Origin of the sequence: Pseudomonas sp. NIBRBAC000502773 (genome assembly GCF_006517195.1) — a bacterium.
Taxonomy (GTDB): Bacteria; Pseudomonadota; Gammaproteobacteria; order Pseudomonadales; family Pseudomonadaceae; genus Aquipseudomonas; species Aquipseudomonas marginalis.
On the sequence record NZ_CP041189.1, the window covers coordinates 601429 to 624707 of the forward strand.

Here is a 23279-nt window from a genome sequence, read left to right on the forward strand (position 1 = left end):
GCAGGGCCTATTCCTCCAAGGAGGTATCTCGTTCAGGGGGCCAGGCGTGTGCGCTGCCAAATGCCCCCGTGCAGGCGGTAGTCGAGACGGTCATGCAGACGGTCGGGCCGGCCCTGCCAGAACTCGATGCGCTGCGGCTGCAGGCGGTAGCCGCCCCAATGCTCGGGCCGTGGCGGTTGCTGCCCGGCGAAACGCTCGGTAACGTCACGCAGGCGGCTTTCCAACTCGCTGCGATGGCCAAGGGGCTGGCTTTGCGGCGACGCCCAGGCGCCCAACTGGCTGGCGGCCGGGCGTGTATCGAAATAATCGTCCGACAGCTGCGCATCCGCCCGCACCACCGGGCCTTCGATACGCACCTGACGCTCCAGCCCCGGCCAGAAAAACGTCATGGCCGCATGGGGATTGCTCGCCAACTCCTGGCCCTTGGCACTCTGGTAGTGGCCGAAAAAGAAAAAACCCTCGGCGCTGAAACCCTTGAGCAGCAGGATGCGACAGTGGGCATGCCCGTCATGATCGACCGTAGCCAAGGCCATGCTATTGGCCTCGGCCGGTGGCACTTCGGTTTTACGCGCCTGATCCAGCCACTGGCCGAACAGCACCAAGGGATCGTCCTGCACCAGGTCATCACGCAGGCCATAAAGGGTGTAGTTGCGGCGCAATTGCGCAAGAGACAGGGGCATGACGCAGTCCTCCAGAAAGTTCGCCACAGTGTGGGAACTACCACGAAGTTATCCCTTGACCGCGATCAACATTCGCCCGTGGCATGACGCCGCATGTGGTTGCTTGGGGTGTGAGGGGCTACATGTGGGGGGCTACACCACGGATCGCGTTGCTGTTGCTGTTGCTCTGGCTCTGGCTCTGCTTTTGATCTTGATCTTGATCTCAGGCGCCCCGTCAAACACGCTGGCCGAACGCAGGCTTGAATCCGTGGGTAACCCGGCAGGACGCCGGGTTAGCCGTCCTGGGCCAGGGATGGCCCATGACGGCGGCCCACGGATTCAAGCCGGAGTGAGGGCACACCGAGCCTAGGCGAGGTGCCGAGTGTTGGGGCAAGAGCCCTTTGGTGGACTTGTTCCCTCAAAACGTACGCCATGAAGCGAGTGTTAAGCAGTTTGCTTCAGTTGCGTTGCGTAGTCATTAGGTGAGCTGTATCCCAGCGCCGAGTGCAGCCGTGCCGCGTTGTAAAACCCATGGATGTAGCTTGCGATTGATGTATGGGCCTGCGCTTTGCTGGGATACACACCGGTGGCTTCTTCCTTCTTGAGTGTGGCAAAAAAGCTCTCTGCCACGGCGTTATCCCAGCAATTTCCTTTACGGCTCATGCTTTGCACGAAGCCTCTTTCCGCGATCATGCTGCGAAAACCGCTACCGGTGTATTGCCGGCCTCGATCAGAGTGAAAAATCACACCGTGATCAACTGGCGCTTTAGTCCAGGCGTTCATGAACGCCTGTTGTACCAAGCCCTCGGGCATACGGTCCGACAGGCTGTAACCCAGCACCTGCCGGGTTTGGACACTCAACACCACAGCCAGGTACAACCAACCCTGGCGAGTCGAAATATACGTGATATCCCCCACCCAGGCGGGCGCCGGGCTTGTCACAGAAAAGCGTCGTTTCAACACGTTCTCAGAAATGGGTTGGATATACCGGTTATCCGTCGAGTGTTTGAACCGTGCTTTGATTTTTCCTCGCAGCATCTCCTCTCTCATCAGACGAGCTACTCGCTTGTGTCCTATCGCGTACGACCGGTTATGAAGCGCCTTAACCATACGTGGTCGCCCATAAGTGCCGCGGCTTGCCCGATGAATCGCACGAATTTCCAAGCGAATCGCCGCATCTGGATCAGGACGTTCCTGGCGCTTCAAATAGTCGTGAAAGCCCGACACCGAGACCTCCATCACTCGACATAACAGCCTGACTGGAAAGTGAGTCCGTTCACGGGCGACGAAGGCGTATCTCAGTTGGACTCTCTGGCAAAGAACGCCGTCGCTTTTTTTAGGATTTCTCGTTCCATTTTAAGCGTGGCATTTTCAGCTCGAAGCCGGGCCAGCTCGCTTTCCAGGTCAGAAACCGGATGCCGGGAGGGAGAACTGAGAGGACGCCCGTTGCGTGCGGCGTCCAGCCAATTCCCTAGGGTTTTGACCGAGATATCCAACTGTCGGGCAGCTTCTCCTCGACCAATACTTTCAGCAAGTGTCACTGCTTGAGCTTTGAAGTCATCGGTGTAGCTGCGGCGGGTTTGCTGTGACATAGGTGCCTCCAAGATTGCGATTAAAATATCGCTTCTTGGCGTCCGCTGCGAGGGAACAAGTCCATGGTTACTTTGGGGCTCTTTTCCAAAGTGACCCGCCGTAAGGGCGGAACCCTAGGTGGCCGTTACCGCAGCAACGGATATGTACCCAGCCCAATCCAAAAAAAATGCTCGGCCCACAGGCCGCCATCGGGAGCAAGTCGAATCGTCGCACTGCCCCTCCCACATCTGATCTCTATACATCAGGTACCTATCAGCCTGCCTGATCAGCGCAACATCAACTTGGCCAGAATCACGATCACAACCATATGCCCCAGGATGCTGCGACGAATCCATGTCGCACGCCTTGGGCTCAAGCGCTGGTGACTCAGCAGGTACGCCAGCCACAGGTAATGGCCGATGATGCTCAGGGCCAGCAAAATTTTCAGGCTCAGCAGCGCGGCGAAGTGGCTGGCCCAGGGCACCGCCAACAGCCCGCGATAGTGCCAGGCCAGGCCGATGCCCGCGCCGTACAGCAACACCACCACGCCGTGCAGTACCTGGCGCGAACGCCGTGCAATGGCATGGTCGGAGGTGAACTGCGCCGACCAGGCCAGCTCCTCGCGGGCGCTGTGCCAGATCACCACTTCGAAAAACAGCGTGCCGATAAACGCAATCGCCGCCAGCAGATGCACGATCAACAAGGTGGAATAGAGCATGACGTCCTCCTAGCCCGGATGCCCATCGACCCGGGCCTGCCACAGCATCGGGCCATACCGCCACAGGTACAGGCCGAGCCCGAGGGTCCAGCACACCCCCGCCAGCCATAACGCGGCCATCGGCAACAGCAGGACCAGCAGCACCCGGCACACACACGCCAGGTTCAGCAGCCCAAAGGCCAGGGTCATGCCGGCCGGCGGCTGCAACGGGCGGCCGGTGTGGCCCAGGCTGACGCGGGCGATCATGGCCAGGATCAGCCCGGCCATGGCGCCGATGGTCAATGCATGCACGGCCAGGCTGGGATTGAGCGGCGCACCGCAGTGCCACAGCGCCATGCCCAGGCAGGCCACGGCCAGCCAGGCATATGCCAGGTGCAATGACCACAGCAACGGCACGCGCCACAGGCCGCGATCATGCCAGCGGACCAGGCGCACCAGGTGCCCCAGCCCGAGGACGGCGAACAGCAGGCCGATCCACAGGTTGGCGCCCAACGCGGGCCCTGCGGCATACAGCACGGCGATCAGCAGCGAGCCGCCAAGCAACATAAGGTCCAGCCACGCCCAGGGTTTGACCGCTTCGACCCGACCCAAACCGCGCTGGGTGAAAAACGGAATCACCCGTCCGCCGATCAGGCCCATCATCGCCGCCACCAGCCACAGGCCGGTGAGCACCGCCTGGCGCTGCAGCCCGGAGTCATTGCGCAGCAAGCCATACAGCGACAGCGCATCAGCCACGGTCAGCAGCGCCAGCACCAGCACAATCGGGTAATTACGCGTCTGTCTTACCTGCCAGAGGGTCCAGCCCATCACCGCGGCGACAGCCAGGGGAAAGGTCAGCTCCAGCACCGCCAGCAGCGGCCAGTGCAGGTTGAACAACCAGCCCAGGCGCGCCGCCAGCCACACGCCGGCAAGCAGCGCCAGGGCATTGCCGCTGATGCCCGGGCGGCCGGTCCAGGTCTGCACTGCCGTGAGCAGGAACCCGGCGATGATCGCCACGCCAAAGCCGAACAGCAGCTCATGGCGATGCCAGGCCAGCCAGCCGCCGGCGGGTTGCCAGGTGCCGAGGTGCCCGCCCAGGGCCAGCAGCCAGAGGGGAATTGCCAGCGCCGCCAACACACAGGCGCCGAGAAAGAATGGCCGGAAGGCCAGGCGAAACAACGGGGTAATCGACATGGCCTTGCGCCGATCGAGCACTTGCATGACACGGTCTCCCTTCAGGACTGCGGCAATCTTGCGCCGATACCTGCGTGTTGCCCTTGTCGTAGATCAAGTCGCTATCGGGGCCAAGGGATTACCCTCGCGCCTATATCCACACCGCACCCCGGAGCCATGATGAAAAACGCCTATGTCCCCCTCGCCTGGTTTGTGATCCTCGGCTCCATGCTGGCCGCCGCCAGCGGGCTCTCGCTGGTGCTGGTGTGAACGCCCCGCTGCTGTTCAAGGAACCGGGCATGGTGCTGCATCGCGTGCACCACCAGATCCTGCGCAGCCATCACCTGTTCGAACCGCTGAACGACGAAGAACTCGACGAGCTGATGGGCAACAGCCAGTTGCTGAGCATCGACAAAGGCGAGCCGCTGTTCCGCCAGGGCGAATCGGCCGAGGCGTTTTACTTTGTGATCGCCGGTGCGGTGAAGGTCTACCGTTTGACTCCCGACGGCCAGGAGAAAGTCTTCGAAGTAATCGGCGAGCGCCAGACCTTCGCCGAGGCCATGATGCTGATGGACACCCCCAACTACGTGGCCTGCGCCGAAGCGGTGTGCCCCACCCAGTTGTACCGTTTGTCCAACGCCACCTACATGCGCCTGCTGCACAGCAACAGCCGCCTGACCTTCGCCCTGCTCGGCAAGCTGTGCGTGCGCTTGCACCAGCGGGTCAACGAGATCGAGACCCTGTCGCTGAAAAACGCCACCCACCGCGTGGTGCGCTACCTGCTGACCCAACTGATGCGCCTGCACAGCACCGACGCCACCTTCGAACTGCCGATGGCCAAGCAGTTGATTGCCGGGCATCTGTCGATCCAGCCGGAGACCTTTTCGCGGATTATCCGGCGCCTGATCGATGAAAAGATCATCACCCAGGACGGACGCCAGATCGCCATTCTGGACCGGTTGCGCCTGGAGCAATTCGAGTGAAAACCTGCCTGTATTGCCAGCAGCGCAATGCCGACGTGCGCGAGGCGTGCGCCGGCTGCGGAACGCCCCTGCCTGCCGCGGATGCCAGCCTGCAAGCGCGGCGGCTACGGCGTTTCCAGTGGTTCTGCCTGGGCCTGGCGCTGTTTTGCATCGCGATGTTCTTCTGGTTGCCCCGCGACTTCTACTGACCCTCGGTCAGTTGCCGGTACAGCTGGGGCAACCGCAGCGGCAACTGCTCCGGCTGGCGGATCAGGGTGTAGCCATGGGCACCGAACATATAGGGCAAGTAGTCCCCGGCCTGTCTGTCGATGGTGATGCAGAACGGAATCAGGCCCTGGCGCCGCGCCTCGACCACTGCCTGGCGGGTGTCTTCGACCCCGTAGCGGCCCTCATACAGATCCAGGTCATTGGGCTTGCCATCGGTCAGTAGCAACAACAACTTGCGCCGCTGTTTGCACGCGCCCATCAACTGGGTGGCCTGGCGAATCGCCGCGCCCATGCGCGTGTAGTAACCCGGCTTGAGGGCCTGGATGCAGCCGCGCGTGCGGTCGTCATAGGCTTGCTCGAACGTCTTGAGCTGGTGCAGGCGCACCTGATGGCGGCGCAGGGACGAGAAGCCATACAGTGCAAACGCATCTCCCAGCCCGGCCAGGCTTTCGCCGAACAGCAACAGGCTGTCGCGGATCACGTCGATGACCTTTGGCTCGTCGTTTAAATGCGCGTCGGTGGACATCGACAGGTCCGCCAGCAGCAGACATGCCAGGTCGCGTCGGGTGTGACGTTGCTCCTGGTACAAGCCGCGTTCGGTGCAGGCGCCGTGTTGGCGTTGCGCGTAGAAATCCACCCAGGCTTGCAGGTCCAGCTCCGCGCCCTGGGGTTGCCGGCGCAGCCATTGGCGGTCGGTGCGCAGCTGCTGGAATTGACGGCGCAGGCGCTGGGCCGGGCCGAGTAATCGGGCCGGTAACGGTTGCGGTGCATCGGCACGTGGCTGCATCAGCTGCAGATTGACGAAACCGGGTCGAAGGCATTGTTGGCGGTAGTCCCACTCGGGCAGCTTGATGCCCTCGCCGAGGGGGATGTCATCCACATCGGCGGGCGGCAGGTCGAGGTGCAGCTTCAAGCCGCCACTCTTGCGCACGCGCTGGCGCGACAGGCTCAACTGGTCGAGGTCTTCGGCGACGCGGGCGGCGTCCGGGTCCTCACTGTCGTCGGCCCAGCGATCGAGGTCGACGTGCTCGGTCCAGCTGAACAGGTTTTCCAGGCGCACCACCAGCAGGCCGCCATCACGGCCGTGATCATCCACACGGCTGGCACGTTTGGGCGCGCCCTGCTGCTCCCCGGACGGGGTGGCGAGGTCGTCGCCGTCGTCTTCAAGATCGAGGGCCTGGGGCGTGTCCAGGTGCAACGGCGGGTACAGCCATAAGGGCAACGGCCAGGCGGCGCGTTCGCTGCGGGGTAAATGGCGCACGCTGCCGGGCTCGCCCAGGGCCTTGCGCAGGGCTTTTTCCAGGGCGGCTTCAGCGGGGCTCAGACTGGCCGGGTCGGGGCGCAGCGTAATATGGGCGTCCACCAGGCGCTGGTAACTGGGCAACAGCGCCGGGTAGCGTTGCAGCAGCAGCCAGGTCCAGCGCTGGTTGTCCCGGGCCCAATGGGTCATGGGGCCTGCATGGGCGGCCAGCAGCGCCAGCCAACGGTACAGCTCCCGGTTCAAGGCGACGGTGGGGTACACCGCCAGGCTCGACGGCAGGCGCAGACGGTTACCATCGCAGGAGGCCAGGGGTGCATGCTTGCAGGTGCCGGCGATGCGCATCAACAGGTTGCGGCGCAGCAGCAGGTCGCGTTCGCTGGCGGCTTCGAGGGCGATCCCGCTGGCACCGCCCAGGGCGCGAAACAATACGGCGAGGCTGCGCTGGCGGTCGACCAGATCGACCCGCGCGTGCGGAAAATCGACGCTGGCGCGGCGGGTGATAAAGCGGTGCCAGGCACTGCCGACCCATTCTTCCAGCTCAAGGGTGAAGGCCATGGGAGGGGCTCCAACTAGTGGGTATTCGACGGGTACACTGCGGTGCAAATGTGGGAGGGGCTTGCTGTGGTGAATGGGGCTTAGATCCCAGGGGGCTGCTGCGCAGCCCAGCGCGGGGCAAGCCCGCTCACCACAGCAAGCCCACTCACCACAGCAAGCCCGCTCCCCCAGCAAGCCCGTTCACCACAGCGAGCCCGTTCACCACAGCAGGCCCGTTTGCCACAGCGAGTCCCCTGCCACATTTGGACCGCGTTACTTCAATGGACGATCGGTACCGGTGCTCCAGCCATCCGGGCGCGTTGCCGGAAGCTGCACAGGTAGCAGACCAGCCCGAGCAGGAACACCAGCCCACTGACCAACCGCGCCCAGAACAGTCCCTGCAAATGCTCCACCGTGGCCATGAACGGCAAGGCCACCCCGTCCACCTGCCAGCGTTGCAGCCAGACCTGCACGGCCCCGGCAGCGGTGAGGAACAGCGTGATCATCACCATCGACAGCACCATCATCCAGAAGCCCCGGATTTCGAGGGTCTGCGAACGCGCGTCCGGCGCTTCACCGATACCGCGCAGGCGGGGCATGGCGTAGCTGATCAGGGTCATCACGATCATTGCGTAGGCACCGAAGAACGCCAGGTGCCCGTGGGCGGCGGTGAGTTGGGTGCCGTGGGTGTAGAAGTTGACCGGTGCCAGGGTGTGCAGGAAACCCCACACGCCCGCGCCGAAGAACGCCGTGACCGTGGTGCCCTTGGCCCACAACGTGGCCGCGCGGTTGGGGTGCTGGCGCCGACGTTGCTTCACCATGGTGAAGGCGAACATCACCATCGCCAGGAACGGCAGCGGCTCCAGGGCCGAGAAGATCGAACCGACCCACAGCCACACCTCGGGTGCGCCGATCCAGAAGAAGTGGTGACCGGTGCCGATGATCCCGGTGATCAAGGCCATGGCGATGATCACGTACAGCCATTTCTCCACCACTTCGCGGTCGACGCCGGTGACCTTGATCAGCACGAAGGCCAGCATCGAGCCCATGATCAGCTCCCACACGCCTTCGACCCACAGGTGCACCACCCACCACCAGTAGAACTTGTCCCGCGCCAGGTTGCCGGGGTTGTAGAAGGAGAACAGGAAGAACACCGCGAGGCCGATCAGCCCGGTCATCATCACCATGCTGACGGTGGTCTTGCGGCCCTTGAGCAGGGTCATGCCGATGTTGTACAGAAATCCCAGGCACACCACGACGATGCCCATTTTGGTGATGGTCGGTTGTTCCAGGAACTCACGGCCCATGGTCGGCAGCAGTTCGTTGTGGGTCAACTTGGCCAGCGCCGCATACGGCACCAGCAGGTAGCCGAGGATGGTCAACACCCCGGCGGCGGCGAACACCCAGAACAGGACGATCGCCAGTTTCGGGCTGTGCAGCTCGCGTTCGGCCTCCTCGGGCACCAGGTAGTAGGCCGCGCCCATAAAGCCGAACAACAGCCAGACGATCAGCAGGTTGGTGTGGACCATCCGCGCCACGTTGAAGGGGATCAACGGGAATAGAAAGTCGCCGATGACGTATTGCAGGCCCATGATCAAACCGAACAGCACCTGACCGAAAAACAGGATCAGGGCGAACACAAAGTAGGGTTTGGCCACGGCCTGGGATTGGAATTTCAAGTATGGATTGGCACTGCGCATGGCTCAGCCCTCCTTGTTCGGTGGCCAGTTATTGGTATTGATCTTCGAGCTCCATTTGAGGAACTCGGCCATATCGTCCACCTCCTGGTCACTGAGATTGAATTGCGGCATGGCCCGCCGCCCCGGTACACCCAGGGGCTGCATCTTCATCCAGGCATGCAGGAACGGCTTGAACCCTTCTTCGCCGCCCCGGCGCTTGAACACATTGCCCAGCTCCGGCGCGAAATAAGCGCCCTCGCCCAGCAAGGTGTGGCAGCCGACGCAGTTATTACGCTCCCAGACGCCCTTGCCGCGCACGACGGATTCGCTGAGTTGGTCGACGTTGCTGCGGGCGGGAAAGGTTTGTTCGGTGTGGTAGGTCAGGGCCAGGAAAATCAGGAAGAAGAACACGCTTCCTCCGAAGTAGATATTCCTGGCCATGCCCTTGGTGAAGGTCTCTGACATGGTCGCTTCCTCATTGCTTGGCCAGGGAATGATAGGGAGGTGGGGGGTGGAAACTGCTTGATGGCGATCAAGAATTGTTGATGGTTTTGGTGGGGTATTTTTTTGGGGGTTGGGTTGGGTACATATCCGTTGCTGCGGTCACGGCTGCTTATGGTTCCGCTCTTACAGCGGGTCACTTTTGGAAAAGAGCCCCAAAAGTAACCAAAAAGGGCTCTTGCCCCAACACTCGGCACCTCGCTTAGGCTCGGTGTTCCCTCACTCCGGCTTGAATCCGTGGGCCGCCGTCATGGGCCATCCTTGGCCCAGGACGGCTAACCCGGCGTCCTGCCGGGTTACCCACGGATTCAAGCCTGCGTTCGGCCAGCGTGTTTGACGGGGCGCCCAGGATCAAGATCAAAAGCCAGAGCAAAAGCCAGAGCAAAAGCCAGAGCAAAAGCAGAGCAAAAGCAGACCGAGGTCCAGCTGATATATGGAGATCCAAATGTGGGAGGGGGCTTGCCCCCGATGAGGGAGTGTCAGTTGATGGATTTGGTACTGACCCACTGCAATCGGGGGCAAGCCCCCTCCCACATTTTTAACCCAGTACACCAGACCCAACTCCGGTCGGCTCTAAGGCTGCCGCAGCTTGGCTTTTGATCTGGAGTGAGGGCATACCGAGCCTCGTAAGCAGCCGCTACACAAATAACGGATATGTACTCAGTAAAGCGACCACAACCACCCCCCACCCCAGCATCAAAAATCTCCACAACACTGGCCCACGCCGCAATTCCATAAACCCATCCACAATCACCCAGCCCTTGACCACCGCCAGCAACAGCACCCCCCACCACAACCCGGACGTCCCCGTCAGTACAGTGCCAACGCTCAACACCACCAACATCAGCCAACACAGGATCAGCGTCCGGGAACCCGTCATACCCACCTCAGCGAATCACATAGACCAGCGGAAACAACACCACCCACACCAGATCCACCATGTGCCAATACAGCACCCCCGACTCCAGCCCGCCGACTGACAGCCCGCCGCACCAGCAGGCCAGCGCCAGCCACCCGAGAATCACCATCCCCAGCAGCACATGCAGGAAATGAAACCCCGTGAGTATCCAGTACAAGGTAAAAAACGTGCTGTGCTCCAGGCCCAGTCCGGCAGCGCCCAGGTGGGCGTACTCGCCAAGCTTGATCGCCACATACACCAGCGCCACCAACAACGCCGCGACGAACAAACCGGCGCCGCGTCGCCAGCGCTGCAATCGCACCTGCTGCACCGCCAACGCGGCCAACAAGCCTGCGGTCAGCAGGCTCAAGGTCATCGCCAACCCCATCGAGGTATCCAGCTGTGCGCGCCCGGCGGCAAACAGCTCGGGCTTGAGCGCCTGGGTCACGGCAAACGTGAGGATCAGAATCGCGAACACCGACAGCTCGGCGAGGATAAAAAACCACATCGCCAGGTCGCCTGGCAGCCGGCGCGGTTCAGGCAAAGTGCACATCCACCACGTCCATCAGTGCGGCGACGGTCTGCGGGTCGTCGCTCAGCGGTTCGGCCAGGCACGCCAGGCAGGCTTCGCGTGGGCTCATGCCGGCGCCGATCAGGCGGGCGGTGAAGATCAGCAGCCGGGTGGAGGCCACCTCCTCCAGGTCATGCTGGTCAAGCCGACGCAACGCCTGGCCCAGGCGCACGACCGGGGCGGCCAGCGCCACATCCACACCGGCCTCGCGGGCGACGATGCGTTCTTCGTCGGCCACCGGCGGGTAACCAAAACGCATCGCCACGAAGCGCTGGCGGGTGCTGGGTTTCATGCCCTTGAGCAGGTTCTGGTAGCCGGGGTTGTACGACACCACCAGCATGAACGACGACGGCGCCTTGAGCACTTCGCCGGTGCGTTCCAGAAACAGTTCGCGGCGTTCATCGGCAATCGGGTGCAGCACCACGGCGGTGTCCTGGCGCGCTTCCACCACTTCGTCGAGGTAGCAGATCCCGCCTTCGCGCACGGCGCGGGTCAGCGGGCCGTCCTGCCACCAGGTGCCGTCGGTGCCGATCAGGTGGCGGCCGAGCAGGTCGGCGGCGCTGAGGTCGTCGTGGCAGGCCACGGTGTACAGCGGCAGGTTCAGGCGGTGCGCCATGTGCTGCACGAAGCGCGTCTTGCCACAGCCCGTGGGGCCTTTGATCAGCACCGGCAGGTGGTGGCGCCAGGCGTGTTCGAACAGTTGCTGTTCGTTGTCCTGCGGTTGGTAGAAGGGCTCGGTCATCACGCGTACTCGCAACGGGTTCGGCCCCCACGCTAAAGGCCCCTGCGACAACCTGGCAAGCGCGCACAACGGCAAACTTGATCGCCGTCAAGCGAGCCTTGCGCCACTGCAACATAGTCTTGCCTGGCACTAAGAACCTGCGCTCTACCCCGCCTTCGCCGGGCATCGCAAAGGTCTTGCCTGAGGAGATATGGAATGCTGACTCGCAACAGAAAACCCTGGGTCCTGAGTCTTGCCAGCCTGAGCTGCGCCCTGGCCCTCGCATTGCCCATCAACGCCCATGGCGACGCGCCGACCGGGATGGTGAAAAGCCCCGGCGCGCCGGACATCAGCCAGGCGGAGTTCGACGCCTCCAAGCAGATTTACTTCGAACGCTGCGCCGGCTGCCACGGTGTGTTGCGCAAAGGCGCCACCGGCAAGCCGCTGACCCCGGACATCACCCAGGCCCGCGGCCAGGCTTATCTGGAAGCGCTGATCACCTACGGCTCCCCGGCCGGCATGCCCAACTGGGGCACGTCCAATGCGCTGACCAAGGCGCAGATCACCAGCATGGCCACCTTCATCCAGCACACCGCGCCCACTCCGCCGGAATGGGGCATGGCCGAAACCCTCAAGACCTGGAAAGTGCTGGTCAAGCCCGAAGACCGGCCGAAAAAACAACTGAACACCCTCAACCTGCAAAACCTGTTCTCGGTCACCCTGCGCGACGACGGCAAGATCGCCCTGGTGGACGGCGACACCAAGCAGATCATCAAGCTGATCGACACCGGTTACGCCGTGCATATCTCGCGTATCTCCGCGTCTGGCCGCTACCTGCTGGTGATCGGCCGCGATGCCAAGATCGACATGATCGACCTGTGGCCCCTGGAGCCGACCAAAGTCGCCGAGATCAAGGTGGGTATCGAGGCCCGCTCGGTGGAGACTTCGAAGTTCAAGGGCTATGAAGACAAGTACACGATTGCCGGCGCCTACTGGCCGCCGCAGTTCACCCTCATGGATGGCGAAACCCTGGAGCCCAGGCAGATCGTGTCCACCCGGGGCATGACCGTCGATAAGCAGGAATACCACCCCGAACCCCGCGTGGCGGCAATCATCGCCTCCCACGAGTGGCCGGAGTTCATCGTCAATATCAAGGAAACCGGCAAGGTGATGCTGGTCAATTACCAGGACATCAAGAACCTCACCATCACCACCATCGACGCCGCGCCGTTCCTGCATGACGGCGGCTGGGACAGCACCCACCGCTACTTCATGACCGCCGCGAACAACGCCAACAAGGTCGCGGTGATCGACTCCAGGGAGCGCAAGCTCACCGCGTTGGTAGAGGTCGGCAAGACCCCGCACCCCGGCCGTGGCGCCAACTTCATTCACCCAAAATATGGACCGGTATGGGCCACCAGCCACTTGGGCGACGGCGGTATTTCGGTGATCGGCACCGACCCGGTCAAGCACCCGCAATACGCCTGGAAGCAGGTGGAATCCCTCAAGGGCCAGGGCGGCGGTTCGCTGTTTATCAAGACCCACCCCAACTCCCATCACCTGTATGTCGACACCACCCTCAACCCCGACGCCAAGCTCAGCCAGTCGGTGGCGGTGTTCGACATCAACCAGCTGGACAAGGGCTACACCGTGCTGCCGATTGCCGAGTATTCGGGCATCAAGCAAGGCGCGCTGCGGGTGGTGCAACCGGAATACAACAAGGCCGGTGACGAAGTGTGGTTCTCGGTGTGGAACGGCCAGACCGAAGAGTCGGCGCTGGTGGTGATCGATGACAAGACCTTGAAGCTCAAGCAAGTGATCCGCGACAAGCGCCTGATCACGCCGACAGGAAAATTCAACGTCTACAACACCCAACACGACATTTATTGAGCCCCATCAACACGAGGTCACCGAATGAAAAATATTCTCCTCGCACTGCTGGCATCCGCCGCTGCGCTCAGCCTGCAACCGGTGTTGGCACAAGACGGCCCGGGGTTGTTCAACAGCAAACCCTGTGTGGGCTGCCACACGATCGACAGCAAACTGGTGGGGCCGGCCTTGAAGGATGTCGCCGCCAAGAATGCCGGTGTGAAAGACGCAGCCACCACCCTGGCCAGCCACATCAAGAACGGCAGCCAGGGCAACTGGGGGCCGGTGCCGATGCCGCCGAACCAGGTCACCGATGATGAAGCCAAGGTGTTGGCCGATTGGGTCCTGACCTTGAAATAAGCACAAGGAGCACGCCATGCAAGCATCGATGATCGGTACGGCCATGGCGCTGCTCCTGCTGATTCCCGCGCGGGCAGCGGCCACCCCGGACGCTGCCCGCCTTGAACACCTGCTGACCCAGGATTGCGGGGCCTGCCATGGCCTGCACCTCACCGGCGGCCTGGGCCCGGCCCTCACACCGCAAGCCCTGGCCCACCACAGCCGCGACAGCCTGATCGCCACCGTGACCTACGGCCGCCCTGCCCGCGCCATGCCCGGTTGGGGCCCGCTGCTGAGTGCCGGCGATATTGCCTGGCTGGTCGACCGCCTATTGCAAGGAAGCCCCCCACCATGATGCGCCCTACCCTGTTATGCCTGTGCCTGTTGCTGGGTGCCTGTGCCCAACCCGCGTTGCGCGGCAGCGGCGACCTGGGCCTGGTGATCGAACGCGCCAGTGGCAGCGTGCAGATTATCGAGAGCACCGGCATGACCGAACTGGCCCGTATCGAGGGGCTGGGCGACCTGTCCCACGCCTCGGCGGTGTTTTCCCGCGACCAGCGCTATGCCTATGTATTTGCCCGCGATGGCGGCCTGACCAAGATCGACCTGCTGCGCCAACGCATCGAGCGGCGCATCGTCCAGGGCGGCAACAGCATCGGCGGCGCCATCAGCCAGGATGGGCGCCTGATCGCCGTGTCCAATTACGTGCCGGGCGGGGTCAAGGTGTTCGATGCAGAAGACCTGACCCTCATCGCCGACATCCCCGCGACCGCACTGGCCGATGGCAAACGCTCGCGGGTGGTCGGCCTGGTGGATGCGCCCGGGCAGCGCTTCGTGTTCAGCCTGTTCGACACCGGCGAGATCTGGAGCGCCGACTTCAGCCACGGCAACCCGCCGCGCATCACCCGCTTCAAGGACGTCGGCGAGCAACCCTATGACGCGCTGATCACCGCCGACGGCCGCTACTACATGGCCGGGCTGTTCGGTGAAGACGGCATGGCCCAGCTCGACCTGTGGCACCCGGAGCGCGGCGTGGTGCGCGTGCTCAAGGACTATGGCCGCGGCCAGGCCAAGCTGCCGGTGTACAAGATGCCCCACCTGGAGGGCTGGGCCGTTGCCGATGACCAGGCGTTCGTGCCGGCGGTGGGGCGCCATCAGGTGCTGGTGATGGACGCGCGCACCTGGCAGCAGACCGCGGCGATCCCGGTGGCCGGACAGCCGATTTTCGTCACTGCGCGGCCCGACGGGCGCCAGTTGTGGGTCAACTTCGCCTACCCGGACAACGACCGGGTGCAGGTACTCGACACCGAAACCCACCAGGTGGTCGCCGACCTGCGCCCAGGCCCCGGTGTGCTGCACATGGAATTCACCGGGCGTGGCGAGCAGCTGTGGCTGTCGGTGCGCGATGGCGAACAGTTGCAAGTGTGGGACCCGTACCGCCTGACCCTGCTGAAAAGCCTGCCGGCCCAGAGTCCCAGCGGGATTTTCTTCAGCCTGCGCGCGCAAAAGATGGGGTATTGAAATGGACCTTGATTCGCTCAGCCAGCAATTGATCGAACGCTTCCAGCACGGCATGCCGCTGTGCGCCGAGCCCTACCGCGAAATGGCCCAGGTGCTGGGTTGCAGCGCGGCCGAGGTGATGGCCTGCCTGCAACGCCTGGAACTGGCGGGCGCCTTGTCGCGCATCGGCCCGGTGTTCGAACACACCCGCGCCGGCGCCAGCACCCTGGCCGCCCTGGCGGTGCCGATCGAGCGCCTGGAACAAGTGGCCGCACGGGTCAGCCAGTACCCGGAGGTCAATCACAACTATGCCCGTGAGCACCGTTACAACCTGTGGTTCGTGCTCACCGGGCCCCATCGCCAGCACTTGCAGCAAGTCCTCGATGAGCTGGAGCAAGACACCGGCCTCACGCCCCTGGACCTGCCGATGCTCACCGCCTACCGCATCGACCTCGGTTTTTCCCTCGGAGAGCAGCCGTGATCGCGCCACTGAACCACGAGCAGATGCTCGACCTGCGCCAGTGCCTGGAGCGCGGTTTGCCCATCGTGCCACGGCCCTACGACGAGCTCGCCGAGCAGATCGGTGCCCACCACGATCAGGTGCTGCAACAGATGCAGCAATGGCACGACCAGGGTCTGTTCCGTCGTGTCGGCCTGGTGCTCAATCACCGCGCCCTGGGCTATGTGGCCAACGCCATGCTGGTGCTGGATGTGCCGGATGCGCTGGTCGATGAAGTCGGGGCGCGCCTGGGCCGCGCGCCCGGCGTGAACCTGTGTTACCAGCGCCCGCGACGCCTGCCGCAGTGGCGCTACAACCTGTTCTGCATGGTGCACGGGCGCGAGCGCGCGGTGGTCGAGGCGCAGATCCAGGCGTTGCTGGAGCAGCATCTGCTCAGCGACCTGCCCCACCAACTGCTGTTCAGCACCCGCGCCTTCAAGCAATGCGGCGGGCGTTTTGCACCACCGCCATCGCAGGTATGGGCCCATGGATGAACTGGATCGACAACTGATCAACCGCCTGCAACGCGGACTGCCGCTGGTGCGCCAGCCCTGGCAGCAGGTGGCCGAGGAACTGCACAGCCATCCGAGTGAACTGCTCGACCGCTTGTATGCCCTGCTCGAAGACGGCGTGCTCACGCGCTTTGGCCCGATGTTCGATATCGAGCATCTCGGCGGCGCTTTCACCCTCGCGGCGCTCGCCGTACCCGAGGCGCGCTTTGATGTCGTCGCCGAACAGCTCAACGCCCTGCCCCAGGTGGCCCACAACTACCGCCGCGAACACCGCTGGAACATGTGGTTCGTGCTGGCCTGCGCCACCGCGCAGGAGCTGGCCAATACCCTGTCGTGCATCGAGGCCCTCACCGGGCTGGCGGTGCTCAACCTGCCGAAGGAGCACACCTACCATGTCGGTCTGTATTTCCCGGTCTGACAAGACCCTGGCCCTGCAACTGGTCGCCCTCACCCAAAGCGGCCTGCCGCTGGTGGAGGACCCATGGGCCTGGCTCGCCGAGCAACTGGGCATCAGCGTCGAGTCGACCCTCGACCTGCTCAAGCGCCTGCAGGCCGAAGGTGCGATCCGACGTATCGCCGCGGTGCCCAACCATTACCGCCTGGGCTACCGGCATAACGGCATGACCGTGTGGGACGTGGCCGATGTGCACCTGCCGCGCCTGGGAGAACTGCTCGGCGCCCAGCCGTTTGTCAGCCATTGCTACCGTCGCCCCCGGCGCCCGGACTGGCCCTACAACCTGTTCGCCATGGTGCATGGCCGCAGCCGCGAAGAAATCGACAGCTACCGCGAGCACCTGCGTTTCCTGCTGGGGGATGCCTGCCGCGCCGACGAGATGCTGGTGAGCAGCCGCATCCTGAAAAAGACCGGCCTGCGCCTGACGCCGGCGCACTCAAAGGAATAGCCCATGCTGCGAATCAGTCAGTACCTGCGCACCCTCGCCGGTCAATGCCCGCCGCCGCGCACCTCGCCCCCTGGCAGTGAGCGGCCGCCGGTGGTGATCTGGAACCTGCTGCGGCGCTGCAATCTCACCTGCAAACACTGTTACGCCACCAGTGCCGACAGCGTGTTTCGCGATGAACTCGATACCCCGGCAGCGCTGCGGGTGATCGACGATTTGCACGACGCCGGGGTTCGCGTGTTGATCCTGTCCGGGGGCGAGCCGCTGCTGCGCGAAGACCTCTTCGAGCTGAGCGCCTATGCCCGTGACAAAGGTTTTTTCGTCGCGCTGTCGACCAACGGCACGCTGATCGATGAGCACAACATCCAGCAGATCGCCGACGCCCGTTTCGATTACGTGGGCATCAGCATCGACGGCCTGGAGGCGACCCACGACGCGTTTCGCCAACTGCACGGCAGTTTCCAGCGCTCCATGCACGCCATCCGCCTGTGCCGCGAAGCCGGGATTCGCGTGGGCCTGCGCACCACCCTGACCCAGGACAACCATGGGCAGCTGCCGCAGTTGCTGGCGCTGATGCGCACCTATGACGTGCAGAAGTTCTACCTGTCACACCTCAACTACAGCGGGCGCGGCAAGCGCAGCCGCCAGCTGGATGCGCACCGGCAGATGAGCCGCGAGGCCATGGCGCTGATTTTCCAGCAGGCCTGGAGCGATATTCAACACGGCGTGGACAGCGATTTCGTCAGCGGCAACAACGACGCCGACGCCGTGCTGTTGCTGCAATGGGTACACCAGCACCTGCCCGAACACTACCCGCAGCTTGAACACCTGCTGCACGGCTGGGGCGGCAACGCCTCGGGCAGCGGCATCGCCAATATCGACAACACCGGCGAGGTGCACCCGGACACCTACTGGTGGCAGCAATCGGTGGGCAATGTGCGCAACACCACCTTCCGCCAGCTCTGGCTGGAACAGCCCGACCCGTTGCTGCTGCGCCTGCGCGAACACCCGCGCAGCATTGGCGGGCGTTGTGCCGAGTGCCGCTGGCTGGCGATCTGCAACGGCAATACCCGCACCCGCGCCTGGGCCGATGGCGACCTGTGGGGCCCGGACCCCGGTTGCTACTTCAGCGACGCCGAGATCGCGCGCCAGCCCCTCAACCTGATCCCTTGCTCGACCACCCGGTGACACAACCGGGGGCCGCCTACCTGATGATGAACCAAGGACGTCGCATGCACACTTCAACTGCCCACTCCTCCACTGGCCTGCCGGCCAGTCTGCACAGCCCCTTGCACCCTGGCGAAGTCGCGTTGGTGGGCGCCGGCCCCGGTGACCCGCGCCTGCTGACCCTGCGCGCCTGGAGCCTGTTGATGCAGGCCGACGCGGTGGTGTTCGACCGGCTGATCAGTGCCGAACTGCTCGCGCTGATCCCGTTGACCTGCGCCCGTCATTACGTGGGCAAGGCCAGCGGTTGCCACAGCCTGCCCCAGGATCAACTCAATGAACTGCTGGCCGAGTTGGCCGACCAGGGCCAGCGGGTGGTGCGCCTCAAGGGCGGCGACCCGTTTATCTTCGGGCGCGGCGCCGAGGAGCTGGAGTACCTGCTTGCGCGCGGTATCCCGTGCCAGGTGGTGCCGGGCATCACCGCCGCCTCCGGCTGCAGCGCCTATGCCGGTATCCCGCTGACCCACCGCGACCTGGTCAATTCGTGCCGTTTCGTCACCGGCCACCTGCAACGCGACGGTGCGTTGAAACTGCCATGGGCCAGCCTGGCCGAGCCGAGCCAGACCCTGGTGTTCTACATGGGTTTGTCAAACCTGGCGCTGATCGCCGAGCATTTGGTGGCGGCCGGTTTACCCGCAGATACACCGGCCGCCCTGATCAGCAACGGCGCGCGCGCCGATCAACAGGTGGCCCGTGGCACCCTGCGCCAGTTGCCCACCCTGGCCGCCGACTGCGAACCCGGCGTGCCGACGCTGACGGTGATCGGCCACGTCGTCAACCTGTTTGCCGACGCCGCCCTGCACTTCCCCGCCAGCCTGGCACCGGCCCGTGAAGCGGTGGCGGTATGAAACGCCTGCTGCTGGTGCCGCTGCTGTGGGCGACGGCCGCGCACGCTACGCCCGCGCAGGACTACCGCCAGTATTGCGAAAGCTGCCACGGGCTGAATCGCATCGGCGCCAGCGGCCCGGCGCTGTTGCCGGAGAGCCTGGGGCGGATCAAGCCGGATGAAGTGCGCAAGGTCATCGAACAAGGCCGGCCCGCCAGCCAGATGGCGGCGTTCAGTGCGCAACTGAGCGCCGCGCAGATCGATGGGCTGGCGCAGCTTCTGCAACAGCCGCCTGACTCACCGGCGACGTGGAACGAGCATGACATCCGCACCAGCCACAGCGTGCTGGCGGACCTGCGCCAATTGCCGAGCACACCGCAGCATCACGCCGACCCGCTCAACCTGTTTGTGGTGGTGGAGTCCGGCGACCATCACATGGATATTCTCGACGGCGACACCTTTGCCGTGCTGGACCGTTTCCCCACCCACTTCGCGGTGCACGGCGGGCCGAAATTCTCCCCGGACGGACGCTTTGTGTACTTCGCCTCGCGGGACGGCTGGATCAGCCAGTACGACCTGCACAACCTCAAGTTGATCGCCGAGATCCGCGTGGGCCTCAACACCCGCAACCTGGCGGTGAGCAAGGATGGCCGCTGGGTGCTGGCGGGCAATTACCTGCCGGGCAACCTGGTGCTGCTGGATGCGCGCGACCTGTCGCTGGTCAAGACCCTGGACACCGGCTCACGGGTCAGTGCGGTGTACACCGCGCCACCGCGCAACAGCTTTATCGTCGCGCTCAAGGACGTGAACGAGGTCTGGGAATTGTCCTATGCAGACGCCCGCCCCAGCTTCGAGCCCCGGCGCATCCAGGCCCAGGACGTGCTCGATGACTTCTCGTTCTCGCCCGATTACCGCCAACTGATCGCCACCTCACGCAAGGCCGGCGGCGGCCAGGTGATCGACCTGGACAGCGGCCGCGTGGTCACCGATATCCCGCTGTCCGGCATGCCGCACCTGGGTTCGGGGACGTACTGGCAACGCAACGGGCAATGGGTGTTTGCCACGCCGAACATCAGCAAGGGGCAAATCTCGGTGATCGACCTCAAGACCTGGACCCTGATCAACCAGATCCCCACCCTCGGGCCGGGCTTTTTCATGCGCAGCCATGTGAACTCGCGCTATGTGTGGAGCGACGTGTTTTTCGGGCCGGGCAATGATGCGATTCACCTGATCGACAAGCAGACCCTCGAGATCGCCCACACCCTGAGGCCAGTGCCGGGCAAGACGGCAGCCCATGTGGAATTCACCCGGGATGGGCGGTATGTGTTGCTGAGCATCTGGGCCACGGAGGGGGCGTTGATTGTGTATGACAGCCAGACGCTCGAGGAGGTGAAGCGCATTCCCATGAATAAGCCGTCGGGCAAGTACAACGTGGGCAATAAGGTGGAGTTTGCGGAAGGGACGTCGCATTGAACACGGGTGACAGGCAGGAAGCAGCCAGGTCGTAGAGCGCATGGGCACCGCCGGTCCCCTGTGGGAGATGTCGAGCTTCAGCGAGGCTTCGATGGCGGTGGCACAGTTGGTAGAGGTGCTGGCTGACACACTGCTAACGGGGAGTGTCAGACGGTACGGGAGAATTGGCCTTTGTGGGCGCCGCCCAGGTAGGCGTCGAAGGCCATGGCCACGCTGCGTACCATCAGTTGGCCCTTGGGCAGCAGTTGCAGCGCGTCGTCCCGAACCAGCAATAAGCCGTCCGCCACTTGCTCGTCCAACTGCGTCAACGCTTGGGCAAAATACTCATTGAACCGAATGCCATGGGCCGCTTCCACTTGGGCGACATCGACGCGGCCGTCGCACATCAACCCATTGATCACCTCGCGGCGCAGTACGTCATCGGGGTTGAGGCGGTAACCGCGTTGCACCGGCAGCATGCCCGCATCGATGCGCGCGTAGTACTGGGACAGCTCCTTGACGCTCTGGCTGTAGCTGTCGCCGACCTTGCCGATGGCCGATACGCCCAGGCCGATCAGGTCGCAATCGGCATGGGTGGAGTAGCCCTGGAAGTTACGTTGCAGGCTGCCATTGACGCGGGCCAGTGCCAACTCATCGTCGGGCAGGGCGAAGTGGTCCATGCCGATGTAGATATAACCGGCCTCGGTGAGGCGGCGAATGGTCAGTTCCAGCAGCTCCAGCTTGCGCGCCGGGGGTGGCATGTCTTCGGGGCGGATCATGCGCTGGGCGCGGATCTGGCTTGGCAGATGCGCGTAGCTGTAGGCGGCCACGCGGTCGGGGCGCAGGGCGATCAGCTTGCTCAGGGTCACGTCGAAGCTGGCCACGGTTTGCAGGGGCAGGCCGTAGATCAGGTCGACACTCACCGATTTGAAGCGTGCCTCGCGGGCCGCCGCCACCAGTTGCACGATCTGCGCTTCGCTTTGCACGCGATTGACGGCGGCCTGGACGTCGGGGTCGAAGTCCTGCACGCCGAAGCTCAGGCGATTGAAGCCCAGGCGGCGCAGGGTGTTGATGCGCTCGAGGCTGATGGTGCGCGGGTCGACCTCGATGGAGAACTCATGGGCGTCGCTGTCATCCAGGCTGAAGTTGTCCGCCAGGCAGGCCATCAGTTCGGCCAGTTGCGCATCGTTCAGATACGTCGGGGTGCCGCCGCCCAGGTGCAATTGGGTCAGGCGCCGGGAGCGCTCGAACAACGCGCCCTGCATCTGGATCTCGCGCTTGAGGTACGCCACATACTCGACGGCGCGATGGGTCTTGCGGGTGATGATCTTGTGGCAGCCGCAGTAGTAGCAAAGGCTCTGGCAGAACGGAATATGGATGTACACCGACAACGCCTTGGGCGCGGCGAGGTGGTGACTGGCGCGCACGGCCTGGTGATAGTCGTCCAGGGCAAACGCGCTGTTGAACTGCGGCGCGGTGGGGTAGGAGGTGTAGCGCGGCCCCGGGCGGTCGTATTTGTGCACCAGGGCACGGTCGAACTCAAACGCCGTCATGGTCGATCACCTCGTCGTTGGCGCTGACGGGGGTGGTCAGGGGCTCGGTGACGTACAGACGCGCCGGGTCGGCGGTTTCGTGAAACCTGCCACAACAGGTGGCGAGCTGGCCATTGCTCAGCTGGGCACAGTACTCACGGGCATCCGGGGTGTTCTGGGCACACAGTGTGTCGATCTGGCTGATGGCGCCCAGGCCAAAGCCGATGTGATCGCAGTAGCCGTGCAGGGTGAAGCCTTCGCAATTACGGCTGAGGCGACCGCGCTCCTGGGCCTGTTTGAGGTCATCGTCGGTGCGGGCGAACTGGCCCAGGCCGATGTAGTGGTACCCGGCGGCGGCCAGGTGTTCAAAGCCGCTGCGGCGCATCGCGCGTTTATCCGCCGCGCTGCAAAACGCCTGGGATTGCCGGCCCAGGTAGCGCACCGGTGGCTGGGCGTAATCGAACAACTGCAGGCGGTCCGGCTCCAGGGCGATCAGGCTGGCCAGTTTCTGCTCGAAACTGGCCGGCGTCTGCCAGGCATGGCCGTAGCCAAGGTCGATGTTCACTGAGCGAAACCCGAAGGTCCGCGCCGCATCCACCAGCGACTCGATGGGCGCCGGGTCCTGATAGTGTGCCTGGGACAGCGGCCCGTCCCGGTTGGCGTCGGGCACGCCGATGCTGGCGTGGTTGAAACCCTGGTCGCGCAACAGGCCCATGGTGGCCCAGTCGGTGTGCCAGGGGTCGAGGTCGATTCGGTAGTCGCCACGGTCGTGGTCGAGAAAGTTGAAGCGGCTGTGCAGGTGTTCCAGCAACGTGCACACCTGCTCGATCGTCGGCGTGGTGCCGCGCAGGTGAAAGTGCTCGACCGGTTGGCGCGGGCCGAGCTGGCAGCCGATCAGCTGGATTTCCTGGGTGAGGCTCTGCAGGTACTCAGCGCCGGCATCGCTTGCCGGCCAGTGCAGGTTCAACGCCAGGGGCCGCTGGCGCTGGCGGCTGTCGCGCAGGGCGCGCAGCAGGTCGAGGGAACCGACGCCGGCATGGAAGCGGCGCGTGTCCGTCTGGCAGGCCAGGCCCAGCACGCCCTGGTCCTGACGAAAGCGGGTGGGATGAAGATGGCTGCGCATGGCGGACTCCGGAGCGGGCGGCGGTGGTCCATTGTCCGGTGCGACCGC

General features: G+C 63.9%; 26 protein-coding genes. 13 read left to right on the top strand and 13 right to left on the bottom strand.

Features of this window, described 5'->3' with window-relative positions:
* Positions 1 to 32 precede the first annotated feature (32 nt).
* The 5 genes from pdxH to NIBR502773_RS02580 all read right to left on the bottom strand — a co-directional run bounded on the left by pdxH (position 33) and on the right by NIBR502773_RS02580 (position 4149).
* The gene (gene pdxH, locus NIBR502773_RS02555) at positions 33 to 680 is read right to left on the bottom strand and encodes a pyridoxamine 5'-phosphate oxidase (protein ID WP_141155282.1); all 648 of its coding nucleotides are present in this window, start codon (positions 678 to 680) and stop codon (positions 33 to 35) included.
* 423 nt (positions 681 to 1103) lie between these two features.
* The gene (locus NIBR502773_RS02565) at positions 1104 to 1961 is read right to left on the bottom strand and encodes an IS3 family transposase (RefSeq protein WP_141155283.1); all 858 of its coding nucleotides are present in this window, start codon (positions 1959 to 1961) and stop codon (positions 1104 to 1106) included.
* Positions 1958 to 2251 carry a transposase gene (locus NIBR502773_RS02570; RefSeq protein WP_078833403.1) on the bottom strand — a complete coding sequence of 98 codons (294 nt, stop codon included), beginning with the start codon at positions 2249 to 2251 and terminating at the stop codon, positions 1958 to 1960. The genes NIBR502773_RS02565 and NIBR502773_RS02570 overlap by 4 nt, the downstream gene beginning before the upstream one ends.
* A 266-nt stretch (positions 2252 to 2517) precedes the next feature.
* Positions 2518 to 2949: a hypothetical protein gene (locus NIBR502773_RS02575; protein WP_141155284.1), complete on the bottom strand. Its 432-nt coding sequence runs from the start codon at positions 2947 to 2949 to the stop codon at positions 2518 to 2520.
* A 9-nt stretch (positions 2950 to 2958) separates the two neighbouring features.
* Positions 2959 to 4149 (bottom strand): NnrS family protein, encoded by a 1191-nt coding sequence (locus tag NIBR502773_RS02580; protein WP_141155285.1) that lies wholly within the window; start codon positions 4147 to 4149, stop codon positions 2959 to 2961.
* A 251-nt stretch (positions 4150 to 4400) separates the two neighbouring features.
* Between NIBR502773_RS02580 and NIBR502773_RS02585 the strand changes: the two genes are divergently transcribed.
* Together NIBR502773_RS02585 and NIBR502773_RS02590 are read left to right on the top strand one after the other, a co-directional pair.
* Complete coding sequence (locus tag NIBR502773_RS02585; protein WP_141157817.1) at positions 4401 to 5084, top strand: Crp/Fnr family transcriptional regulator; 684 nt, start codon at positions 4401 to 4403, stop codon at positions 5082 to 5084.
* Positions 5081 to 5272: a protein DnrP gene (locus NIBR502773_RS02590; protein WP_141155286.1), complete on the top strand. Its 192-nt coding sequence runs from the start codon at positions 5081 to 5083 to the stop codon at positions 5270 to 5272. Before NIBR502773_RS02585 ends, NIBR502773_RS02590 begins: the two co-directional genes overlap by 4 nt.
* Here the strand turns inward: NIBR502773_RS02590 and NIBR502773_RS02595 are convergent.
* From NIBR502773_RS02595 to NIBR502773_RS02625, 6 genes are all read right to left on the bottom strand, one after another.
* A complete protein-coding gene (locus NIBR502773_RS02595; RefSeq protein ID WP_141155287.1) occupies positions 5266 to 7107 on the bottom strand; it encodes a nitric oxide reductase activation protein NorD in 1842 nt (613 codons plus the stop codon). The two genes, NIBR502773_RS02590 and NIBR502773_RS02595, sit on opposite strands and share 7 nt — an antisense overlap.
* A 257-nt stretch (positions 7108 to 7364) precedes the next feature.
* On the bottom strand, positions 7365 to 8786 hold the full coding sequence (locus tag NIBR502773_RS02600) for a cbb3-type cytochrome c oxidase subunit I (RefSeq protein WP_141155288.1): 1422 nt from the start codon (positions 8784 to 8786) through the stop codon (positions 7365 to 7367).
* Positions 8787 to 8789: 3 nt separating this feature from the next.
* Positions 8790 to 9230 carry a cytochrome c gene (locus tag NIBR502773_RS02605; protein WP_074847069.1) on the bottom strand — a complete coding sequence of 147 codons (441 nt, stop codon included), beginning with the start codon at positions 9228 to 9230 and terminating at the stop codon, positions 8790 to 8792.
* A gap of 673 nt (positions 9231 to 9903) precedes the next feature.
* Positions 9904 to 10146, bottom strand: a complete 243-nt coding sequence (locus NIBR502773_RS02615; RefSeq protein WP_141155289.1) for a cytochrome C oxidase subunit IV family protein — start codon at positions 10144 to 10146, stop codon at positions 9904 to 9906.
* Positions 10147 to 10153: 7 nt separating this feature from the next.
* Positions 10154 to 10717, bottom strand: a complete 564-nt coding sequence (locus tag NIBR502773_RS02620) for a cytochrome c oxidase subunit 3 (RefSeq protein WP_141155290.1) — start codon at positions 10715 to 10717, stop codon at positions 10154 to 10156.
* On the bottom strand, positions 10701 to 11477 hold the full coding sequence (locus NIBR502773_RS02625) for a CbbQ/NirQ/NorQ/GpvN family protein (protein WP_141155291.1): 777 nt from the start codon (positions 11475 to 11477) through the stop codon (positions 10701 to 10703). The genes NIBR502773_RS02620 and NIBR502773_RS02625 overlap by 17 nt, the downstream gene beginning before the upstream one ends.
* 300 nt (positions 11478 to 11777) lie before the next feature.
* On the opposite strand from NIBR502773_RS02625, the gene NIBR502773_RS02630 reads away from it, so the two are divergent.
* From NIBR502773_RS02630 to NIBR502773_RS02680, 11 genes are read left to right on the top strand one after another with little or no spacing between them, the layout of a single operon-like run.
* Positions 11778 to 13346 (top strand): nitrite reductase, encoded by a 1569-nt coding sequence (locus NIBR502773_RS02630; RefSeq protein WP_257228319.1) that lies wholly within the window; start codon positions 11778 to 11780, stop codon positions 13344 to 13346.
* Positions 13347 to 13370: 24 nt separating this feature from the next.
* Positions 13371 to 13685 carry a c-type cytochrome gene (locus tag NIBR502773_RS02635; protein ID WP_115488968.1) on the top strand — a complete coding sequence of 105 codons (315 nt, stop codon included), beginning with the start codon at positions 13371 to 13373 and terminating at the stop codon, positions 13683 to 13685.
* 16 nt (positions 13686 to 13701) lie between these two features.
* The gene (locus NIBR502773_RS02640) at positions 13702 to 14019 is read left to right on the top strand and encodes a cytochrome c (RefSeq protein ID WP_027607199.1); all 318 of its coding nucleotides are present in this window, start codon (positions 13702 to 13704) and stop codon (positions 14017 to 14019) included.
* A complete protein-coding gene (locus NIBR502773_RS02645; RefSeq protein WP_141155293.1) occupies positions 14016 to 15185 on the top strand; it encodes a cytochrome D1 domain-containing protein in 1170 nt (389 codons plus the stop codon). Before NIBR502773_RS02640 ends, NIBR502773_RS02645 begins: the two co-directional genes overlap by 4 nt.
* 1 nt (position 15186) lies before the next feature.
* On the top strand, positions 15187 to 15645 hold the full coding sequence (locus tag NIBR502773_RS02650; RefSeq protein WP_141155294.1) for an Lrp/AsnC family transcriptional regulator: 459 nt from the start codon (positions 15187 to 15189) through the stop codon (positions 15643 to 15645).
* A complete protein-coding gene (locus tag NIBR502773_RS02655; protein WP_027607202.1) occupies positions 15642 to 16157 on the top strand; it encodes an Lrp/AsnC family transcriptional regulator in 516 nt (171 codons plus the stop codon). The genes NIBR502773_RS02650 and NIBR502773_RS02655 overlap by 4 nt, the downstream gene beginning before the upstream one ends.
* On the top strand, positions 16150 to 16593 hold the full coding sequence (locus tag NIBR502773_RS02660; protein WP_141155295.1) for an Lrp/AsnC family transcriptional regulator: 444 nt from the start codon (positions 16150 to 16152) through the stop codon (positions 16591 to 16593). Before NIBR502773_RS02655 ends, NIBR502773_RS02660 begins: the two co-directional genes overlap by 8 nt.
* Positions 16568 to 17077: an Lrp/AsnC family transcriptional regulator gene (locus NIBR502773_RS02665; protein WP_141155296.1), complete on the top strand. Its 510-nt coding sequence runs from the start codon at positions 16568 to 16570 to the stop codon at positions 17075 to 17077. The genes NIBR502773_RS02660 and NIBR502773_RS02665 overlap by 26 nt, the downstream gene beginning before the upstream one ends.
* Positions 17078 to 17080: 3 nt before the next feature.
* The gene (gene nirJ, locus NIBR502773_RS02670) at positions 17081 to 18262 is read left to right on the top strand and encodes a heme d1 biosynthesis radical SAM protein NirJ (protein WP_141155297.1); all 1182 of its coding nucleotides are present in this window, start codon (positions 17081 to 17083) and stop codon (positions 18260 to 18262) included.
* 44 nt (positions 18263 to 18306) lie between these two features.
* Positions 18307 to 19146: a uroporphyrinogen-III C-methyltransferase gene (gene cobA, locus NIBR502773_RS02675; protein WP_092490156.1), complete on the top strand. Its 840-nt coding sequence runs from the start codon at positions 18307 to 18309 to the stop codon at positions 19144 to 19146.
* Entirely contained in the window at positions 19143 to 20597 is a 1455-nt protein-coding gene (locus NIBR502773_RS02680; protein ID WP_141155298.1) for a nitrite reductase, read from the top strand. The genes cobA and NIBR502773_RS02680 overlap by 4 nt, the downstream gene beginning before the upstream one ends.
* A gap of 146 nt (positions 20598 to 20743) precedes the next feature.
* On the opposite strand, the gene hemN is transcribed toward NIBR502773_RS02680, so the two are convergent.
* Both hemN and NIBR502773_RS02690 read right to left on the bottom strand, forming a co-directional pair.
* Positions 20744 to 22129, bottom strand: coding sequence for an oxygen-independent coproporphyrinogen III oxidase (hemN, locus tag NIBR502773_RS02685; protein ID WP_141155299.1), 1386 nt, complete (start codon positions 22127 to 22129; stop codon positions 20744 to 20746).
* A complete protein-coding gene (locus NIBR502773_RS02690; RefSeq protein WP_141155300.1) occupies positions 22116 to 23231 on the bottom strand; it encodes a coproporphyrinogen III oxidase in 1116 nt (371 codons plus the stop codon). The genes hemN and NIBR502773_RS02690 overlap by 14 nt, the downstream gene beginning before the upstream one ends.
* Positions 23232 to 23279 lie beyond the last annotated feature (48 nt).